The sequence below is a fragment of the Parajatrophihabitans canadensis genome (genome assembly GCF_053764775.1).
This window is the reverse complement of record NZ_CM132445.1, coordinates 1253163-1271371: the sequence shown is the minus strand read 5'-3', so window position 1 is coordinate 1271371 and position 18209 is coordinate 1253163. Positions and strand designations below refer to the sequence as shown.

The 18209-nt window shown below is 61.4% G+C and carries 16 protein-coding genes and 1 pseudogene; 7 read left to right on the top strand and 10 right to left on the bottom strand.

All coding sequences use genetic code 11. From position 1 onward, the window contains the following. Window positions 1-43: 43 nt before the first annotated feature. From ACSMXN_RS06190 to ACSMXN_RS06180, 3 genes are all read right to left on the bottom strand, one after another. Window positions 44-550 carry a sigma-70 family RNA polymerase sigma factor gene (locus ACSMXN_RS06190; RefSeq protein ID WP_455407710.1) on the bottom strand — a complete coding sequence of 169 codons (507 nt, stop codon included), beginning with the start codon at window positions 548-550 and terminating at the stop codon, window positions 44-46. Window positions 551-861: 311 nt separating this feature from the next. Beyond that, window positions 862-1440: a PIN domain-containing protein gene (locus tag ACSMXN_RS06185; protein WP_022916111.1), complete on the bottom strand. Its 579-nt coding sequence runs from the start codon at window positions 1438-1440 to the stop codon at window positions 862-864. A gap of 33 nt (window positions 1441-1473) precedes the next feature. Continuing rightward, on the bottom strand, window positions 1474-1977 hold the full coding sequence (locus ACSMXN_RS06180; protein WP_027140097.1) for a helix-turn-helix domain-containing protein: 504 nt from the start codon (window positions 1975-1977) through the stop codon (window positions 1474-1476). A 292-nt stretch (window positions 1978-2269) separates the two neighbouring features. Between ACSMXN_RS06180 and ACSMXN_RS06175 the strand changes: the two are divergent. Beyond that, a pseudogene (locus ACSMXN_RS06175) lies at window positions 2270-4154 on the top strand (MFS transporter). 93 nt (window positions 4155-4247) lie between these two features. Here ACSMXN_RS06175 and ACSMXN_RS06170 read toward each other — a convergent pair. Next, window positions 4248-6482, bottom strand: coding sequence for a CoA transferase (locus ACSMXN_RS06170; RefSeq protein ID WP_022914891.1), 2235 nt, complete (start codon window positions 6480-6482; stop codon window positions 4248-4250). Between the two features lie 298 nt (window positions 6483-6780). Between ACSMXN_RS06170 and coaE the strand changes: the two genes are divergently transcribed. From coaE to ACSMXN_RS06155, 3 genes are all read left to right on the top strand, one after another. Beyond that, window positions 6781-7407, top strand: coding sequence for a dephospho-CoA kinase (coaE, locus tag ACSMXN_RS06165; protein WP_022914892.1), 627 nt, complete (start codon window positions 6781-6783; stop codon window positions 7405-7407). A 424-nt stretch (window positions 7408-7831) separates the two neighbouring features. Next, entirely contained in the window at window positions 7832-9013 is a 1182-nt protein-coding gene (locus ACSMXN_RS06160) for an ABC transporter substrate-binding protein (protein ID WP_022914893.1), read from the top strand. A gap of 271 nt (window positions 9014-9284) precedes the next feature. Continuing rightward, on the top strand, window positions 9285-10313 hold the full coding sequence (locus tag ACSMXN_RS06155; protein ID WP_022914894.1) for an alpha/beta hydrolase: 1029 nt from the start codon (window positions 9285-9287) through the stop codon (window positions 10311-10313). 102 nt (window positions 10314-10415) lie between these two features. Here ACSMXN_RS06155 and ACSMXN_RS06150 read toward each other — a convergent pair whose 3' ends face one another. The 6 genes from ACSMXN_RS06150 to ACSMXN_RS06125 form a co-directional block, all read right to left on the bottom strand. Beyond that, window positions 10416-11051, bottom strand: a complete 636-nt coding sequence (locus ACSMXN_RS06150) for a thioesterase (protein ID WP_022914895.1) — start codon at window positions 11049-11051, stop codon at window positions 10416-10418. A 6-nt stretch (window positions 11052-11057) separates the two neighbouring features. Continuing rightward, complete coding sequence (locus ACSMXN_RS06145) at window positions 11058-11978, bottom strand: alpha/beta fold hydrolase (protein ID WP_022914896.1); 921 nt, start codon at window positions 11976-11978, stop codon at window positions 11058-11060. 37 nt (window positions 11979-12015) lie between these two features. Then, window positions 12016-12777 (bottom strand): SDR family oxidoreductase, encoded by a 762-nt coding sequence (locus tag ACSMXN_RS06140; protein ID WP_022914897.1) that lies wholly within the window; start codon window positions 12775-12777, stop codon window positions 12016-12018. Window positions 12778-12852: 75 nt separating this feature from the next. After that, window positions 12853-14031 carry a thiolase family protein gene (locus ACSMXN_RS06135; protein ID WP_022914898.1) on the bottom strand — a complete coding sequence of 393 codons (1179 nt, stop codon included), beginning with the start codon at window positions 14029-14031 and terminating at the stop codon, window positions 12853-12855. Between the two features lie 70 nt (window positions 14032-14101). After that, entirely contained in the window at window positions 14102-14539 is a 438-nt protein-coding gene (locus tag ACSMXN_RS06130; protein ID WP_022914899.1) for a zinc ribbon domain-containing protein, read from the bottom strand. 106 nt (window positions 14540-14645) lie between these two features. After that, complete coding sequence (locus ACSMXN_RS06125) at window positions 14646-15413, bottom strand: NUDIX hydrolase (RefSeq protein ID WP_022914900.1); 768 nt, start codon at window positions 15411-15413, stop codon at window positions 14646-14648. 176 nt (window positions 15414-15589) lie between these two features. On the opposite strand from ACSMXN_RS06125, the gene ACSMXN_RS06120 reads away from it, so the two are divergent. The 3 genes from ACSMXN_RS06120 to ACSMXN_RS06110 all read left to right on the top strand — a co-directional run bounded on the left by ACSMXN_RS06120 (window position 15590) and on the right by ACSMXN_RS06110 (window position 18139). Beyond that, window positions 15590-16006 (top strand): OB-fold domain-containing protein, encoded by a 417-nt coding sequence (locus ACSMXN_RS06120; RefSeq protein WP_022914901.1) that lies wholly within the window; start codon window positions 15590-15592, stop codon window positions 16004-16006. Then, the gene (locus ACSMXN_RS06115; RefSeq protein ID WP_022914902.1) at window positions 15999-17201 is read left to right on the top strand and encodes a thiolase family protein; all 1203 of its coding nucleotides are present in this window, start codon (window positions 15999-16001) and stop codon (window positions 17199-17201) included. Before ACSMXN_RS06120 ends, ACSMXN_RS06115 begins: the two co-directional genes overlap by 8 nt. 161 nt (window positions 17202-17362) lie before the next feature. Next, window positions 17363-18139 (top strand): GntR family transcriptional regulator, encoded by a 777-nt coding sequence (locus ACSMXN_RS06110; RefSeq protein WP_022914904.1) that lies wholly within the window; start codon window positions 17363-17365, stop codon window positions 18137-18139. Window positions 18140-18209: the final 70 nt, after the last annotated feature.

The following is an 18209-nucleotide window of genomic DNA, read 5'->3' as shown; positions in this document are numbered from 1 at the left end:
ATGCCCTTAGCCGCTCGGACGAGGGTTTCCGTGGGCTGTTTCGTCAGGCGACGCCGCCTAACCCCTCGATGGCCAGTCGAAGTGCGTGCAGGGCGTAGTGGGTGCGGGATTTGATGGTGCCGGGTGGCACGCCGAGGGTGTCCGCGGCCTCGCGTACGGAGGCGCCGCGGAAGTAACACTCAAACAGCGTCTGCCGGTGTTCGACCGACAGGGTTTGTAGTGCGGCCCGCACAAGCTCTCGGTCCACCGTCTGCTGCGCCGTGTCTTGCACGGCCTGCTCGGGAAGATCATCAGTCACCACCTCGCGGCGGTACCTCGCCGAGCGCCATTCGTCGACGACGAGGTTCCTGGCCACCGCGTACAGCCAGCTTCGCTGCCCCCGCGGTTCGAGTACGGTCGTGCTGCGCCACGCCCGGAGCAGCGTCTCCTGCACGATGTCCTGCGCCCTGGCCCTGTCACCGTTGGTCAGTCCAACGACATATGACAGCAACGGCTGCGCGTGCGCATCGTGCAGAGCACGCGCCAGCACGGAATTCCTCTTTGATCGCATGGAAGAACCGCGCTTCCCAGCTCGGCTGACGACCCCACGGCGTACGTTCGAACACGGGCTGGGCCGAGAGGTTTCAGGCTCGCGAGGCGGTCTTGCGTCCATGCAAGTAGTCCATCATCACAAAGACGGCCGGTCTTCCGTAGTTCCTACCGGTCTTGAACGGACGATCACGTAGTCAGATACGCGCCCGCGCACTCTCAGACATCCGCTCAGAGCTGAGGATCGTCGGCGTCTGCAGCATTTGCAGCACTCGGCCTGCAATGGGCCTGGAAGATCGATCGGCGACGGCCGGCAGGTGCCAGCAAGGTGCCCTAGGCGCTGAGCGGTCCAAGAATCTTGGCGACCTCGGTCATGCCGTAGCGGTCGCGCAGGTCGTCTAGGAGTTGGCCGGGCGTGAGCGGAGGCGTCCTCGTACGCCCCGACATTTCGCTGAGCGCTCGTAGGCCGGCAGACGGGTGGGCGGCGACGGTGTTAGCGGCGAATTGGACCGGGCTCACGATCTGGATCTGGGCCTCCACGAGATCTGGGGCGGTCGCGAAGCCGGCGCGCGAGTCGTCGGTGACGATCACGTCGGCCTTCCCGACGATCGCGGCGTAGACGACGTGCGCGTCGTCGAGATCAGCCAGCTCGTAGTGGTAGGTGCGATCCTTGGGCGCCTCGACCTTCGCTCCTGGGAACGCCTTTGCCATCTGCTCGAAGAGGCGCTGTCGGTAGACGGCCCTATCGGGCCGGCCACGCTTAGCGTCGAGCCGTGCAAGCACATAGTCGAGTTCGAACAGGATTCCGGTACCCCAGAGTGGGGCGTAGGCGTGTTCGGCGGCCAACTGGAGAAGGAAATCGCGTTGCCGTCCCGGCACCAGCGCGCAGGTGTCGAGGACGGCGCGGTACACGCCAGCGAGTCTGTCAGACCGCCGGCGTGATGATCAGCGAGCCTTGCGCGCTTCGGCGAGCAGCGCGGCGGTGTCGTCTGGCTCGACGTTGTCGTAGGCGGCCGAGGAATCGGTGATGAACCGGTTCCGGCGGGCGCGCAGCTCTTCGCGGTAGGCGAGGACGTCGGCCAGCAACAGTTTGCGGCGCTCAGCGCCCGGGACGTGGGCGGTCAGCTCGCCGTCGTCAATCAGGCGGACGACGGTCGGGCGCGACAGCCCTAGAATGTCAGCCGCCTGCTGGGTGCTGATCTCCTGGTCGCGGGTCAAGATGCTGATCGACTGGCCCTTGCTCAGGGCCTGGACGACTTGCTTGAGGAGGGCGTGCACTTGCTCAGTCAGCTCAACCCTGTCGTGCTCCTCCACCCCGGAGAGGTAGAACGACGATGTGAGAACCGTGCCGTGCCGTGCCTCATGAGCTTCGATGAAACTGAGGACCTGCGCTAGCTCATCGGCATCGGCTGGTACCGGGCTGACGACGTCGGGTGCGGGGGTGCTCATCGCGGTCTCCTTCGCTGATAACAACACCATCATCATATCTGAGTTACGAAAGTTACGAAAGGTCTGACGTCGAGCTGCGGCCCGGCGTGCCAAGAGCTGGGATATTCCCGCGCTCGACGTGATCAAGGTAACCGGAGGCAGGCTCCGTTTGTCCTATACGGTTGAGTTCGTTCAAAGCCGAGCGGCCAAGGTGCTGTGCCGGCACGTACAGACTGCACATGCGTAGAGGAAAACGATGCACCCGTTGACGTTCAAGGGTCCGTTGGCTGGCCGGTACCCCGCTGTTGCGGCCATGGTCTTGCTGGCACTGATTCCGTTCCTGGCTCTCTCCGCGGCGCTCCAGCCGCTCACCCCGATCATCTCCGAGCAGCTGCATATGAGTGCACAGGCGTTCAGCCTGAGTTCGGGGCTGGGCAACGCGGCCTATGCCTTGGGCACGGTGCTCGCGGTTCAGTTCGCCCAGCACTTGCCGCAGCGTCGGATGCTGCTCGTCTACGCCGTGGTGCTCGTTATCGGCTCGGTTCTCGCCGCGTCGGCACAGAACGCCAGCATGTACTTCACGGGCCACATCCTGCAGGGCATCGCCACGAGCATGCTGCTCATCGCAGCAGTGCCGCCGCTGGCGATCGGATTCCCGCAGGAGAGGCTCCGCACCACGGCCGTGATCATGAACATGTGCATCTTCGGCGCAGTGGCGCTCGGCCCGTTCATCGGAGGGTTGCAGGCGGGGTCGAACTCGTGGCGTCCGCTGTTCTGGATCGTCGCCGGAATCTCCGCCTTGGCCCTGCTCTTCGCAGTGCTGACCTTCGACGACGCACCCCCGGTCAACCCGGACTCACCACTTGACCTCCCCGCGATCGCCCTCGCTGCGATCGGGTGCGTGGCGGCATTCGTCGGCACCGCGGAACTGACGAGTCATGCCTTCCTGAGCGTCAACGTGCTCGTCCCGCTGCTCGGTGGGCTCGCTCTCATCCTCGCGCTGATCATCTATCAGTTCCGGGCAAAAGAACCGCTGCTCCAGGTGCGCACCATGCTCACCAGCTCGATCCCGGTTGCGGGCATCGTTGTTGCCCTCTTCGCGGCGGCGGCGTCGGTCTCCGTCACCGTGCTCACCGCAGCCACGCTCGCCGAGCGCTACAGCCCTGTGCATGTCGGTCTGCTATTCCTGCCTGAACTGGCAGGGGCGGTGCTCTCGGCGATCCTCTTCGGTGCAGTGATCACCCGGCGGGAGCTGCACTACCTGCCATTGGTAGGCATGTTCTTCCTCGCCGTCGGCATCGTGGTCTTCCGGATCGAGGTGCCGGCCAGCCAGCCGCTCGCCCTGATCGGCTCGGCCGTCACCGGGCTCGGGCTCGGCGCCACCGTCGCGCCAGCGCTCTTCGTCGCCGGCTTCTCGTTGCCCGCCGCCAGCCTGCAGCGCGTCTTCGCCATCGTCGAGCTGCTGCGGGCAGTAGCCGCGTTCATGATCGCGCCGATCTTCGTCCACTTCGCAGCAACCGCTTCGGGCGGTCTCAACGCCGGCACCGAAACCGCGCTGTGGGTTGGGCTGGGCCTCGCGATCGTCGGCGCCGGGCTGGGCGTGGCCGTGTACGCACTCTCTGGAGCTCGACCGAAAGCACCGAACATCGAGGGCTTCCTTGCGGGTCCGGACCCGGCCTGGCCATCACCACCGCTATTCGCCAAACTCCGGCCTACAGAAATCGTTGAGAATCCGCCCGTCCTTGAGCCGGTGAGCTGACATGAGCGCAACAGTGGTTTTCGCATACGACGGTTCCGACCTTGCAGCGTTCGCGATCGAGCACGCGGCAACTCAGCTCGCGACTCCGCGCGACGCGCTGGTGGTCTGCGTCTGGCAGCCGGCCGATGTCGGCTTCACACCGATCGGGGGCCAGCACTTCGACGCCGACCGGGCGACAGAAGTGCACGCGGCCGCTGAAGCGACCGCGGCGCACGGAGCTGAGTTGGCAACGAAGGCGGGCTTCTCCGCGCGTGGCCTGGCGGTGCAGGGATCCCCCATCTGGCAGGGAATCATCACCGCTGCTGAGGACGCAGGGGCGGAGCTGATCGTGCTGGGCGCGCACCGCCACGGCCCGGTCGGACGTCTACTCGGACACGTGACCCCAGCAGTCCTAGCCCATTTCTCATCGAGTGTGCTTGTCGTGCACCAACCCAGTTAGGCGCGAGCGACCAATCCTTCGCAGTCTTCTACTGGCCGAGGCGGTCGGAAAATCGTACGAACAGATGGCACCACGCACTCTCCAGCGCGCGCGTTATCGTCTTGCGGGTTCGTCGGTGACTACAACGCCTTGGGCGAACAGATCATCGACCGTTGCTGGCGGTACGCCGATATCGAGAAGCACCTGACGGCTGTGTTGGCCGGTCGTTGGCGGTGGCGCGGCGAGCCGAACACCAAGATCGCCAAAGGACCAATACGCCCCAGGTTGTTCGAACGATCCATAATTCGGATGTTCATACTTGACCGACCAGCCGTTTTCACTGTTCCGGGAATCGTCGAAAAATTCCTCCCGTTGGTCCAGGGCAACTAACGCTGTTGGCACTCCCATCTCTGAGAGCACCTTTTCCATCTCGGCAGCTTCGCGTTGCAGAAAAGCTTCAGGTAGCTCGTCGTCGCGATCAACACCGGCGGCGATGCGCAACTCTCGCATCGAAGAATTGATGTCTGCACCCACTGCGATCCAGCCGCCGATGCATTCGTAGATGCGGTAGCCCGGAGAAATCCCAGTTTGGTATGAGTCGAGAGTCGGACCCTCGGAGATCGGCCCATCAGCCAACAACAGGCGGTCCGTTGTGTTCGTGGCAGCGCCAAGCAGCGATGCTGACACTTGCGAGCCGAGTCCGGTTGCCGTACGCCGGTATAAACCAAGAAGCGTCGCGACGAGCGAGCTGAACGCGCATTGGAAATCCATGTAGCCCCACGGGTACCAGATCGGTTGGTTGCCCTGACCCGCCCCCTCCCACATCCACCCCGATGCGGCTGCGCCGCTGAAGTCCACTCCGGGCCAATCTGACATCGGCCCGTCCGGGCCATAGGTGCTCACATGGCAGAACACAGCATCCGGATTGATCGCGCGAATGCTGTCAGCATCGAGAGCCAGTTTGGCTGCAGCCGGTCGCCGGAGATTGTGGTGGACGACATCGGCCCAGCGCACCAATGACTCCAAGACAGGACGCGACCGGGGGTCCCGAAGATCGAGAGCAAGAGAACGCTTGTTTCGCTGGCAACCAACGAAGGTCATGTCATTTCCGCGCATCCGGTCGCCAGTTATCGGCTCGACCTTGATGACATCCGCACCCATGTCTGCGAGACACTGGGGGCCGAACGGACCAGCCAGAAACATTCCGAAATCGAGTACCCGCAGTCCCTCTAATGGGTATCGTCGCTCAGACACACCGTCGAGCACAGGCGCAGCGCATGGGTGCGCCGACGATTCGAAGCGGGCGTCCAGAGTCGGGTCCAGGACGGGCGCGCCGCTTGTGACTCTGCTGCGTGGCTCAGTCCGAAAGGGCGGTCCCGGCTGGATCGTATTACCGAATTCTGGATCCACGACCTGCGACGAGTACCCATTAGTAACTACCTGTGGGTAACGCAGGCATTCCCCTGGCCGGAGCACCTGCATGCATTGCTCCTCCGCCTCCCCGAAAAGACGAACCCACTCCGATGCCGGCTTGGTCAACAACGCGCGACTCGTATCGTCCGGATCCTCGAACACGCCCGGAGGATCAAGCCGAGCCAGCGCCTCCCTCATCGCGGGGATGTCCGCTGTGCCTTGGACGATGTATTCGCCATCTCCACAAAGCCGCGCCAAGCTGTGCTGTAGAGGTCGCAGCAGGCCGGGGCCCAGTTGCTGGACAGGTCGTTCCGCCCTGTTCCACAGCATCGTCATGTTCGCCCAAAATCCTTGAGCCAAACTAGTGCGGACTACACCGCCACTCCCGGTCTGCAGTCGTAGGTTCAGCCTTGCCAGGATGCCGGCGGCCAGCAGATGCGCTGCGTTCCAACTCGGCAACGCGTACCGCGAATACGCCGGGCCGCCCCGGTAGCTTGTAACCTCATCCATAAGCCCCAACCTTGCTTGCACGAGCAGGTCATCGTTGTAGCCGTCCGCCTCGGCGTGACCGGCCGGAAAACCCGTCACGGTCGCGACGACAAGCCGCGGGTACCTACGAGTCAATGCCGCGTCATCCATCGCGAGGTCTTGGGCACGCTTCGGACCGAAGTCATTGATGAAGACATCAGCATCGGCAAGCAGGGAGAGCAGACGCTCACGACCGAACGGATCGTCAAGGTCGATGACCACGCCTCGCTTACTCCGATTCCACGAGGCAAATCCGGACGGATTCAAGCGCCGGGTCCGATCACCCTCGGGCGGCTCAACCTTGATGACGTCTGCTCCGGCTTCGGCTAGAAGTCGGCTTGCCATCGGGCCCGCTATGGCCTGGCTGGCATCGACGATTCGAACTCCGTCGAGGATTCCCTCTTCCATGCGGGCTCCTTCTTGTTTCCTGCCGCACCCAATACAGGATTGCCCAGGCCGCCGATCGACACGAGTCTCACTTGATTTCTAACTCAGCTGATCTCGATGGCAACGATCTGCACCATCGACTCTGGTCTCGGACGAGTTACTGCCCGCCGTCTCATCGACCCTAAGCGTGCACCCCAGTGCTCGGGTTTACATCACTGTGTGAACTAGGTCAATTCTCTAGCGAGATTTGCTACTCTCCCATGGTGCGCGGTTCACCCCGACACCCGGCGCACTGCCACTGTGCCTGCAAGGATTCAAAATGAAGTTCGTCAGCCTTAGCGGAAGCATCGGATCCGGAAAGTCAACCGTCGCCGCCCTTCTGAGCAAGAGGGGGGCGGCGATCATCGACGTGGACCGTCTGTCTCGGCAGCTACAGCGACCCGGCCTGCCGTTGTTTGATGCGCTTAGATCGCGTTGGGGTGATGCCATCCTGGCAGCCGACGGCTGCCTCGATCGAGAGGCGCTTGGACGGATCGTCTTCACAGATTTAGGCCAGCTGGCAGAGCTGACGAAACTGATCGGGCCGGCCACTGACGCCGAAATTATTCGACAGGCATCGGCTCATGTGAATACCGACAGGGTTGTTGTGCTGGAATCAGCCTTGAGTACCCGGGCAATGTATGGAACGACCGGTCTCGTTGTCGTCGCCGCCCCGGAATCGGTGACGATTGCCCGGCTGGTGGAGCAACGCGGAATGACCGAGCAGGACGCACGAGCGCGCTCGGCCGCGCAGGCGCGATTGCCTGAACGCCTGCACAACTCAGACTTCGTGGTCGAAAACACTGGCGATCTTGAGGAACTGGAACGCCAAGTCGAGCTGCTGTGGCTTTGGATCCGTACTACGCCCGACGCCGTTGCTCGACCGGAGCGCGACATTCGACAGTGAGGTGGCCACTGCCTCAGCGTCGCTCCGATTCTCTCATCTGGCCGAGGCTTTCGAAAGTGGCACTTGCAAGAACACTCCTCCGTCGATACGGTCCTAGAGGTCCTCCTGAGCACACGCCGCTGTGTTGCTGGCGCAGATGGAGAGACGCGTTCCACTGCGAGATCGCCCGTGCCCGTCACTCCGCCAGGGGCGGTAAACGCCAGATTGTCCGAAGAATCTGCGTCTCCTGGTCAAGGAATAGTTACAACCATTGAAAGGATCTAACTATATCGCTACGCTCCCGTCACCAGGGCGAAACGCCGCGAGCGACTCCACGCGGAAACGTTCGCAACCGCCGGTCCTAATCTAGGGAGTACCGTTGACTGCACAGAAAAGGCTCCGAAAGCGCGTCATCCTCTTTGCGTCGCTACCGATTGCCATAGCGATGGTCGCTGGGTGCAGTAGCAGCGGCGGTGCAAACGCTGGTGGCCAGGCTGCCGCTCCGACCGAGGTCTCAGCATCGAACCTTACGAAGGCACCGCTTGTAGTTGGTTCAGTGAGCAGTGACACCGGGATCACCGGGACGGGTAACGCGGTCTCGGTGACCTTGCGAAGCTGGCAGAACTACGTCAACGCCAACGGCGGCATAAATGGACACCCGGTAAAGGTCATCACCAAGGACGACGCTGGCGACCCAGCCAAGTCCATCACCGCGGTCAAGTCGCTCGTCACCGATGATCACATCATCGCGCTTCTTAACTATTCGGCATTTGGCGATTCCTGGGGGCCGTACCTAGCCCAGCAGAAAGTGCCCGTGATCGACGCGAACGCGTCCAACGGGTTTCACTATGCCAAGGACGCAAACTTCTTCCCAAGCGGAACGACCGTGTTGTCGATCGTGTGGGGACAGACCTACGCCGCGAAGGTTGCCGGCGCAAAGTCGTTCGGTGAGTTTTACTGTGCAGAGCAAGCTGCATGCGCACAGGCCGTGCCCCTAGTTAAGGGTTACGCGGCCCAGAACGGCCTCAAATTCACCACTTCGGAAGCGTTCTCGGCCTCAGCGCCCGACTACACCGCCCAATGTCTTGCGATGAAGAATTCCAAGGCCGAAGCCGTCGAACTCGGCGGCAGCGGAACACGAATCATCGATTCCTGCGGTAAACAAGGCTACAAACCGACGTGGATCGTGTCCTCAGGTTCCTTCAATAGCGCCATGCGCGACGACACTAACTTCGACGGCACCGCAGGAAACATCGGCAGCTTCCCGTGGTTTCTCGACGTACCCGAGACACAAGAATTCCGAACCGCAATGAAGCAATATCTCCCTGACTTCTCTCAGATCAACAGCCTTGCGGCGATGAGTGGGATGTGGGAAGCCGCAAAGGTATTCCAGAAGGCCGCGGCGAATGTCTCGGACGCCCCCACCAGCGCCGAGATCTACACTGGTCTCTACACCTTCAAGGGCGAGACACTGGGCGGCATCGCGCCGCCTCTTACGTACGTTCAGGGAAAACCCAGCGTCGTCCCTTGCTTCTTCCTCATTGGTGTTAAGGACAAAGCCTTCGTTTCCAGCACCGGGCTGAAGACCTCCTGCCAGGATGACAAAGGCGCCGCCGGCGGAAGCTGACGCGTCGCTCGAATAAATTCTGTCGGATGGGCCACTTGAAAACGTGGCCCATCCGACAAATTTAGCTGGTCGAGGCCGGTGCCGGAGAATCGAGAGCCAGGCTGGGGCGATGCAAAGATGGGGATCCGCGTCAGTCGAGCTAAAAGCGCACTTCCATCGATTCCGGACGCTGAAGCCGAAATGTTACGCACAATTATCTAACGGATCCCCTCTGACGTGGCCTTGAGGCCTGTCAGGTTTAGGCAACCCACAACCCTAGGAGAAGGCAATAATGGCGCGGTCGGTGGAAGTCACGGTTGACGTATCAAGTGCCGTTGATCTGGGCGAGGTATTGCACACGAAAGCAACAGTTACCTACCCGGATCCGCAAGACCTGCAAGCCAGGCCGATCGTGTGTTTTGGGTTCCCAGGCGGCGGCTACAGTCGCGGCTATTTCACCTTCGATATGCCTGGCTCGTCAGTTGGCGGCCAGGCGGGTTGGCACGCCGATCGCGGTTGGGTGTTCGTGTCATGTGACCATGTCTATGTCGGTGAAAGCGATTATCCCTCCGAACCTGGCCTGCTGACGCTCGAGAACCTCGCAGCCGCGAACGCGGCCGCGGTCGAATGGGTCTCGTCCAAACTCCGTGACGGGTCGCTAACGGGCGACCTCCCGCCGATACCTGATTTCACCAGGATCGGCATCGGCCAGTCGATGGGCGGTTGTCTGACGATTGTTCAACAAGGCCAGCACGCGACCTATGACGGCATCGGCATACTCGGGTACAGCGCGCACCACACGGTTCTTGCGATGCCGCCTGGAGGGCCTGAAGCCGCCGCACCATGGGTCCCACGCGGCTCGACATCAGTTCGTGTCCTCCGCTCGCCGCAGACTTCCACCAACCCTGATTTCCGCGCACGGGAAGACGGATTACCCATCAGCACTTGGGGATTCCACCATGACGACGAACCGGCCGACATCGTTGGCGAAGATATGACTGACTACCCAACTCGCCACGGTAAGAAACTGCCATGGGCAAGCGCAACGACTCCTCCTATAGCCACCACCATGATGTCGCCCGGCGTGGTAGCACCTGAGGCGGCGGCGATTACGGCGCCCGTGCTGGTGGCTGTAGGCGAGCGCGACGTATGCCCCGCGCCGAAATTCGAGCCCTTAAGCTATCAGAGTTCGTCGGACATCACCGTTTATGTGTGTCCGCAGATGTCTCACATGCATAATTTTGCAAGCACGCGCACCCTCTTCTGGACCCGGATCGAATCGTGGGCCACCGGTGTAGCGGCCGCCAAGGCGCAACGCTAATCATTGATACGCCGAGTAGCGCGTAATCGTGCTCCCTACTCGGCGCATCAGAAACTCCCGTACAACTATGGCGAAGCCCAGCCCAGTAAGGCTCGCAATCTGTTACGGCTGGCCCGGACGTAGTTCGACGAACAGGCCCTCGGCGTCGCAAAGCAGATCGCCAGCAGGGTTAAGAATCCGCCCAGACGCCCAACGCTTTCGGCCTTCGACTCGGTCAAGGCGCACATCAAAACTCAGATCGACGCCTATCGGCGTGATCTTTCTGTAGTTGACCGTTAGATAGGCAGTTCGTGCTCGACCAGAGAATCGGGTATTGACCAATCTTCCGAGTAAGTCGTCGAAGATTAGAGGCACCGTTCCACCGTGGGCAGCTCCGTTGCCGCCCAAATGGAAGGACTGAAAGTGGACCCGACCGCGTAATTCGTTCTCAGTTTCACTCGTCACGATCGCTGGCGGCAGCAGCGTGCTGCCCCGTCCCGGCAAATCACCACGCCGACCAGCCCACCGCTCCCATTCGGACACGCCCCACTGTGCGAGTTTCTCTGACACAGCGTTGAGCTGTGCGATGAGATCGACGATCTCCGCACGTGGGGGTGTCGCCTCTACCACTCGATCCTGGAGCAAGCGCAATGCCTCCAAGAGGGCGGCATACTCCTCGCCCCCGGGACGATCCCCCGGTGCCTGAACTTTCCACGGATCCCGACTCTGCAAAGGGTCCTCTACCGGCTCAACAGACATGTGCGGTCAACCCCCGAACGCAAAGTCGCGGATCAACTCAACGAGTCGCGCGGGCTGGTCGCTCTGCACCGAGTGCCCCGCACCCTCGACAACCTCGACTCGGCCGGCCGGCAGGCGACCTCGGTATTCCGCAACATCTTCAACGCTGACAAAAGCGCTGTCACCGCCTCTGACCAGCATGGTCGGGATGGCCAGGGAACCTAACTCGTCCCAGAGCGGAAGAAAATCGGACCTCACCTCGTCACTGCCGAGACGGTCATAACGCCAAGTCCAACGGCCATCCGCTGTCTGCCGCGTGTTGTTGACGACGCCTCGCCGCACCGCGGACTCGGGTCGACGGGGTGATGCTGCGATCGCGCGCGCGACCATCTCATCGAGGCTATCGAACTCCCGACTGCCCTGGATCAAGGCTGTCGTACCACGCTGCTCGGTAGACATCGTGCTTGTCTGGCGTTCTACGCCCGGCGTGACGTCGACAATCACCGCGCGTCGTACCAGTTCGGGATGATGGCAGGCCAGGCTTATCGTTGTCAGGCCGCCCAAGGACATACCGACAACCGCCGAGGCTTGCGGCGCTAGTTGCTCCACAGCGGTCGCAACGGCGGCGGCATTTCGGGGTGGCCAGTAATCACGATCGGCACGCCACGAAGAATGACCGTGACCCGGCAGGTCAATGGCGATCGCTGGTCGTCCCAGCCCGAGTGCGACAAGGTCCCAGGTGTGCGCATTCTGTCCGCCCCCATGCAAAAATACGAGCTCCGGGCTAGCGCTGCCCCAAACGAGGACGCTTAGCGCCTGATCTCCACCAACCGCGATCGAGCGACGTTCAACTACCGGCAATGCCTGATCAGATAAGCCCATCTCCTCGGCCACCTGCGCGAGCGACGCGAACTCATCGGCTGCTTCAATGTCTATCTGGCCTGTCATGAAACCTCCAAGATATCTGCCGATTTAACGGTCCGCGTCATCGCAGAATGCACCGGCCGCCGTCCAACATGAGGGTAGCGCCGGTCAGATAGCGCAGATCGGTCGCAAGGGACAACACCGTCGGAGCGATGTCAGACTCGGGATCGCCCATCCGCCCAAGCGGAATCTGACGGATTATCGCCTCCCACCGCTTCGGTGCCTCCTCCTTGAACCGCAGGGCACCTACCGATGCAGCGGCAGGACAGATCACGTTCACTGTGATGTCGTAGCGACCCCACTCACGTGCGGCGTGCTTCGTAAGGCCGCGGATCGCCTCCTTGGACGAGCCGTAAGCCACGAATCCAGGGTCACCCATAACCCCGGTCGACGAACCCATATTGACGATCGTGCCGCCATGCTCACGCATATGGGGAAAGCAGGCCTGCATCCCATACAGACTCGCCAACACCCCGCCCCTATAGGCGGCCAGCATGCGATCATCGTCGACTTCCTCGACCTTCACCTGGCCGCCCTGACCGCCACCCTGAGCGTTGTTCACCAAGATATCCGGTGGGCCTAAGCGCTCGACCGCCTGGCTCACCATCGCATTCACCTGGTCACGATGATTGACATCGCACTCGATGGCAACGCCCTTACCGCCTTTTGCAACTATCTCTTCGACGACCGAAGTCACCTTCGCAAGCGTGCGACCCGAGGCAACCACGGCCGCACCCTCGGCCGCCAGCGACAAGGCAATGCCCCTACCGATCCCCTGTCCGGATCCGGTAACCAGCGCTACCTTGCCTGCTAACCGCTGCATGCGTGTACCCCTTTACGTCAATGCCGATAGGCGATTCTTAGTACCTCAAAGTAGGATTGAGCTGGACGACCGCTGCTATTCCGTGCGCAGCACCAGCCCCTGTGCGTTGAAGAAGAACCCGCCCGGCGTCAACATCGCGATCTTGGCTCCCGGCACTTGCCGCTGCCCCGCCTCGCCCCGCAGCTGCACTGTGGCCTCTCGAATGTGGCCCGAGCCCTGGGTGCCGCCCTCGGACAGAGCGCCACCGTGAGTGTTAACGGGAATGCGTCCGTCGATCATGATTCGATTGGTGGCCGCGTCCCAATTGCTCTCGATGAAGTCTGCGGCTTCACCCGGTTTGCACCACCCGAGATTCTCGAACCAGGAGAGTTCGATAAAGCTGAAACCATCGTACGGATAGTAGAGATCAACATCAGGAATCCAGATGTCGCTCTTCTCCCGGAGCTCCTTGACCACAACGTGGTGACCGTTCCGATGCAGGCCGGTCGTCTGGTCCTCTTGCGGGTGCTCGGTCAACCCGGTCGTCGCCGCGTGAATCAGTACCGGCTTCTTTGCCAAGTCCTTGGCTCGCTCCGCGGTCGTGACGATGAAGGCGTCCGCCCCATCGACTGGCACGTCCATATCCAGCAGAGACAGTGGCCACCGAATCATGCGGGCATTGAGGTAGTCCTCCAGCGTCAACGGGCTGCGCATCGCGGCTAGGGGGTTGTTGATAGCGTTCGTTCGGTTGTTGACTGCGATGTAGCCAAGCGTCTCGCGCTTGGCATTGTATTCATGGAAGTAGCGGCTTGCCCACGCTGTGTAACCAACGGAACCCTCGACGGTCTCCGGGTCGTGTCGCCAAGACCGCGGCGCCGGCTCACCACCGTAACCCATGTTGCGACGAATTGGATCGCCTGCCGCTGAGCGCGAGATAGCTGGCGATCGATACACGCCGTGATAGACCAAGACGGTGTCTGCTGAGCCCGCGTAGACCGCGTTCATAGCGTCAACCAAGGAGAAAACCAAAGGCGGTCCCTGATTGACGTAGAAGGTCACATCGGTGAGCCCGAGCATGGACGACACCGTTGCGGCGTTGGGGAGCGTTCCGCAAATGCCATCGATATCCTGCTTGTTGAGTCCCGCGTCACGGATTGCCTGGATGCACGCGTCGGCCACGAGTTCGTTTCTGGAGCGCCCACCCGAATCGCGCGAGAATCCCGTCGACCCGATGCCCACGATCGCGATCTGATCTTTGATTGGATTGCGTGCCATCAGTGTCGAACCACCCTTGCTGTCAGCGGCGAGACGGCGGCCGCCACCTCGCGCGGCGTGCCACGCCCGATCATGGCTGCACCTTCTTGAAGACGGGGAAGGGCTGCCCGTATCGCTCGATCCAGGCGAGTTCCACCGAATCGCCGATCGCGATATCGCCTTGTTGGACATCGATGATTGTGCTCGTGTAGCGCAGCCCCTCCTGCTCCTCCAACTCGACGGTCGCCACTGGGTGCGGTGTCGAGTAGTCCACATCTGGGGCTGGCGGACCTTGGTACAGCCAGATCAACAGATGCACACGCCCGACCCCGCGAACCTCGGTTGGTTCCACGTTGAAGGACCAACAGTTGGGACACACCGGCCGCTGCACACCCTGCCAGTATCCGCAGTCGGAGCACTTAGGCAGCAGCAGTCGCTTTTCTGTCCATCCACGATAGAAAGCCTTGTTGTCGTGGTTGATCAGAACGTTCGGGAATCGATCCAACAGCTCGGTATCGCTAAGTGTCATTACGCTCCTCCGTTTCGTCTCGGACGCGACGCTAGGGCCTTCGCGCTTATATGACAATCATTTTGCGAAAACGTCTGAAGGATCACTTTCACTACTCTCCGCATGGTCAGGAAGCCGCGACGCCGTCAGCGAGAAACTCCAGCAGGCTAGCCAATATCTCTCCTTGGGCGCCCCAGAGCAGCTCGTCTGAGTGGACTCGAAAGAACGGCTGAGGCTTTGATTGCCGGTGGCTCATGTCTTGTGCTGCGATGGCCGGCCGAAGCGCATAGCCTGCAGGGAACGCCACGTCCTCGAAATAGCTGCCCTCAGACATGAAAGCCGAAAGTGGTTCGATCGCCTCGGCGGCAACCTCCCGCCGATCAGGCATGAGTTCTAAACCATCGACGAGACCGACGAACACTCGGACCAGATGGCCAGAACTGATGGGCCCGTAGGAATCCAGTTCGCCTAGCATTGAAATCCGTTCGGGCGCGATGCCAAGCTCCTCGGATGTCTCCCGAACGGCTGCGTCCTGTGCACTGGCGTCTACCGTCGCGGACACCCCACCGCCGGGAAACACCCAGTCGCCACGGTGGTGTGACAGATGAGAGGCGCGCTTGGTAACAATGACAGCGGCTTCTCCGTTGAGATCAACCACTGGCACCAACATTGCAGCCGGCTTCACCGTGGTGCCCTCGAGGGATTTGAGATAGGTACGAGTACGCGGCTTCGGTAGGTCGGCACAACGCCGAGCCACATAGTCGACAGTGAAGACTCGCTGTGTCCCGGTCAGCCTTCGCCAGTGGGGCAGGCCGACCTGTGGAACCGCGGAACCGGCTGGGCCCATGGACACGTTCATCGTCGCTGATTCGGGCGCCGCTCGTTGTTCGCTCATGAATGACCCGTCCTGATAGCGCCGCAGTTGCTTCGAGACCGCCCCCAAGGCGCGTCCTGGGCCATCCGAAGACCGACACGACATACAGCCGAGGCGCTGGTCGTGAACGAGCGAAGTGGCCGAGGAGACATATAGTTATATTGACTACAGGTTAGCAGGCCAGGTAGACACAGGGCATGCCGAATCAGATTCCGCTCGTCGATTGCCTCTCGCTCGAGCCCACTCCGCACCTGACGGCCAACCAATGTGTGAACTGCCAGGCGCGGTACTTCAATCGCCGAAATGCCTGCGCATCATGCTTCGGAACCGATTTCGAAAAGGCAACGGTTGACTCCGAAGGTGAGATCAGGGCTTTCACTATCGTCGCCATGGGTCCGCCAGGTGTAGCTACGCCGTTTGTTGCGGCCGTCGTCGACTGCGGGGGTACCAGTGTCCAGGCGAATGTCATCAATTGCCCGCCCGACCCAGGTCATGTCTCGCTGGGCATGAAGGTCCGTCTTGCCACCTATTCCGTCGGGGTTGACAGCAAGGGCGTCGAGGCCGTCGGCTTCGGCTACGAGCCGCTGAAGGAGAAGGAAATATCTGATGAGTGAAGACGTCTGGATTCTGGGGATCCACATGATCAAGTTCGGCAAATATCCAGACGCGGATCCAGTTGATCTTGCTGCGCAGGCCAGCATCAACGCCTTGGCGGACGGGGGCGTGACCATGAGGGATATCGGCGTGCTTGCGGCCGGAAACATCATGGGCAACCCAACCGGGATCGCCCAGGCCCTGCAGAAGCAGATCGGCCAAACTGGGATCCCTGCCTACAACGTTGCCAACGCCTGCGCTACAGGCGCCACCGCTCTTCGTACCGTGATCATGGCGATCAAAGCTGGCGAGACAGAGATGGGTCTCGCGGTAGGCACGGAGAAGCTGTCGGGTGCCGGGTTGCTGGGGGCGACACCGTCCCGGGACGCCGATGTCTGGGAGCCGAAGGGTCGGTACGGCGCCGTCGCACCCACCGAGGGACGTATGGGCACCACGGGCATGCCTGGGGTCTTTGCACAAATTGGGATGGAGTATCTCCACCGCTACGGATCAGTCGATTTCGAGCTCTTTGCCCGTATCAGTGAGAAGAACCATGCTCACTCAACCCTCAATCCCCTCGCCACGTACCAGAAGCGGTTCTCACTCGAGCAGATCATGAATGAAGTCATGGTGGCATACCCGAATACCCGACCGATGTGCTCGGCTAACTGCGACGGTGCCGCAGCGGCGGTCGTCGTGAGCGACGCGAAACTGAAGACCCTCTCGCTCGAGCAGCGGCGCCGCGCCGTCAAGATTTCGGCATCGCTGCTCACGACCGACCCTTACGAGGAGGGTTGCCAGATCCTACCGAATGTAAACACGTTGACCAGGGCGGCCGCGAAGTCCGCCTACGAGCAAGCGGGTGTCGGACCAACAGACCTCGACCTGGTCGAGTTGCACGATTGCTTTGCTACCGCCGAACTCGTTCACTACGACAACCTCGGGCTTTGCGATGAGGGAGGTGCCGTCGATTTCTTTAATTCCGGCGCGACGTGGCGAGACGGCAGCACTCCGGTGAACGTCTCTGGCGGCCTGCAGTCCAAGGGACACCCTGTCTCGGCGACCGGCATCGCCAACGTGTGGGAGGTGTGTCATCACCTCCGCGGTGAGGCAGGAGACCGCCAAATCGCGGGTGCGCAGGTTGGCCTCGCCCATGTCATCGGTATCGGATCCGCCTGTGGCATTCACATATTGGAGAAGGCGGTCGTCAACTAGCGCTTACCGTCCGCCTTTCATGCCGTTCGATCAGTTGCGACCGGGCATGCTCAGTCGCACGGGCACCCTGGCATCGTCTGCCAATCGAGACGCGCAATCGCCGATCTCTCGCTCGCGCTCCGGTATCATCGGAGTGAATGTCCAACGGTAAAAGGAGCTATATGAGCGACTTCGGCGCGAACTACACGGGTCGCCCCAACGGCGCGGTGCGAGTGCCGAAGACCGCCGAGATCGTAGCTTCGGTGCTTCGTTCGCAGATAATCAGGGGCGAAGTTCCCGAAGGACACATGCTGCCCTCCGAGTCAGCCTTGGTCGCCCAGTTCGGCGTCTCACGTCCCTCTGTCCGGGAGGCGCTTCGGGTACTCGAGTCTGAAGAACTCGTCTCAATCCAGCGCGGTACGCGTGGTGGAGCCAAGGTGAGAAAGCCTGAGATGGACCTTGCCTCCCGCTACCTGGGTAGGGTGATGCAATTCGAAGGCGTGACGATCGCCGATGTCTGGCAGGCACGCACGCTCATTGAACCAGTAGCAGTTCATCTGCTCACTGAACGCAAAGATCGGCACGCGGCTGTAAAGACCCTCGAGGCGACGCTCAATCTCACGATCGAGTTTGCAGACGACGTGCGCCTCTATTCGTCTCTCTCGACCAAGTTCCACGAACTGATCGTTTCATCATGCGGCAACGATACTTTGGCCATATTGTGGGCCTCCTTGAAAGAGGTACTGCACGGCGGAACGCTTGATATGTCCCTCGACGATGATCGACTAAGCCGTCATCAGAAGATCATCGTCGGCACTCGCTCGGAGCTGCTGAGGTTGATCGACGCTGGCGACGCGGAAGTCGCCGAGACGTACTGGGCAGAGCAGATGGACGTCGTTTACCGGCGATTGATCACTACCAAGGAAGGCCGAAAGTCCCTCGTCGAGGTAATCGAATAGCTGATCGCACCGACAAGCAGACCGGTCGTACCAAACCTGATGCTGGCGATGGGTTCCTAGGCCGACGCGG

What these genes read in the sequence shown, in the direction of transcription:
- ACSMXN_RS06180 (WP_027140097.1), bottom strand. Translation starts at nt 1,977, where the DNA reads ATGAGCACCCCCGCACCCGACGTCGTCAGCCCGGTACCAGCCGATGCC.
- coaE (WP_022914892.1), top strand. Translation starts at nt 6,781, where the DNA reads ATGAAGTTCGTCAGCCTTAGCGGAAGCATCGGATCCGGAAAGTCAACC.
- ACSMXN_RS06190 (WP_455407710.1), bottom strand. Translation starts at nt 550, where the DNA reads ATGCGATCAAAGAGGAATTCCGTGCTGGCGCGTGCTCTGCACGATGCG.
- ACSMXN_RS06135 (WP_022914898.1), bottom strand. Translation starts at nt 14,031, where the DNA reads ATGGCACGCAATCCAATCAAAGATCAGATCGCGATCGTGGGCATCGGG.
- ACSMXN_RS06130 (WP_022914899.1), bottom strand. Translation starts at nt 14,539, where the DNA reads ATGACACTTAGCGATACCGAGCTGTTGGATCGATTCCCGAACGTTCTG.
- ACSMXN_RS06150 (WP_022914895.1), bottom strand. Translation starts at nt 11,051, where the DNA reads ATGTCTGTTGAGCCGGTAGAGGACCCTTTGCAGAGTCGGGATCCGTGG.
- ACSMXN_RS06120 (WP_022914901.1), top strand. Translation starts at nt 15,590, where the DNA reads ATGCCGAATCAGATTCCGCTCGTCGATTGCCTCTCGCTCGAGCCCACT.
- ACSMXN_RS06160 (WP_022914893.1), top strand. Translation starts at nt 7,832, where the DNA reads ATGGTCGCTGGGTGCAGTAGCAGCGGCGGTGCAAACGCTGGTGGCCAG.
- ACSMXN_RS06170 (WP_022914891.1), bottom strand. Translation starts at nt 6,482, where the DNA reads ATGGAAGAGGGAATCCTCGACGGAGTTCGAATCGTCGATGCCAGCCAG.
- ACSMXN_RS06110 (WP_022914904.1), top strand. Translation starts at nt 17,363, where the DNA reads ATGAGCGACTTCGGCGCGAACTACACGGGTCGCCCCAACGGCGCGGTG.
- ACSMXN_RS06115 (WP_022914902.1), top strand. Translation starts at nt 15,999, where the DNA reads ATGAGTGAAGACGTCTGGATTCTGGGGATCCACATGATCAAGTTCGGC.
- ACSMXN_RS06125 (WP_022914900.1), bottom strand. Translation starts at nt 15,413, where the DNA reads ATGAGCGAACAACGAGCGGCGCCCGAATCAGCGACGATGAACGTGTCC.
- ACSMXN_RS06140 (WP_022914897.1), bottom strand. Translation starts at nt 12,777, where the DNA reads ATGCAGCGGTTAGCAGGCAAGGTAGCGCTGGTTACCGGATCCGGACAG.
- ACSMXN_RS06155 (WP_022914894.1), top strand. Translation starts at nt 9,285, where the DNA reads ATGGCGCGGTCGGTGGAAGTCACGGTTGACGTATCAAGTGCCGTTGAT.
- ACSMXN_RS06145 (WP_022914896.1), bottom strand. Translation starts at nt 11,978, where the DNA reads ATGACAGGCCAGATAGACATTGAAGCAGCCGATGAGTTCGCGTCGCTC.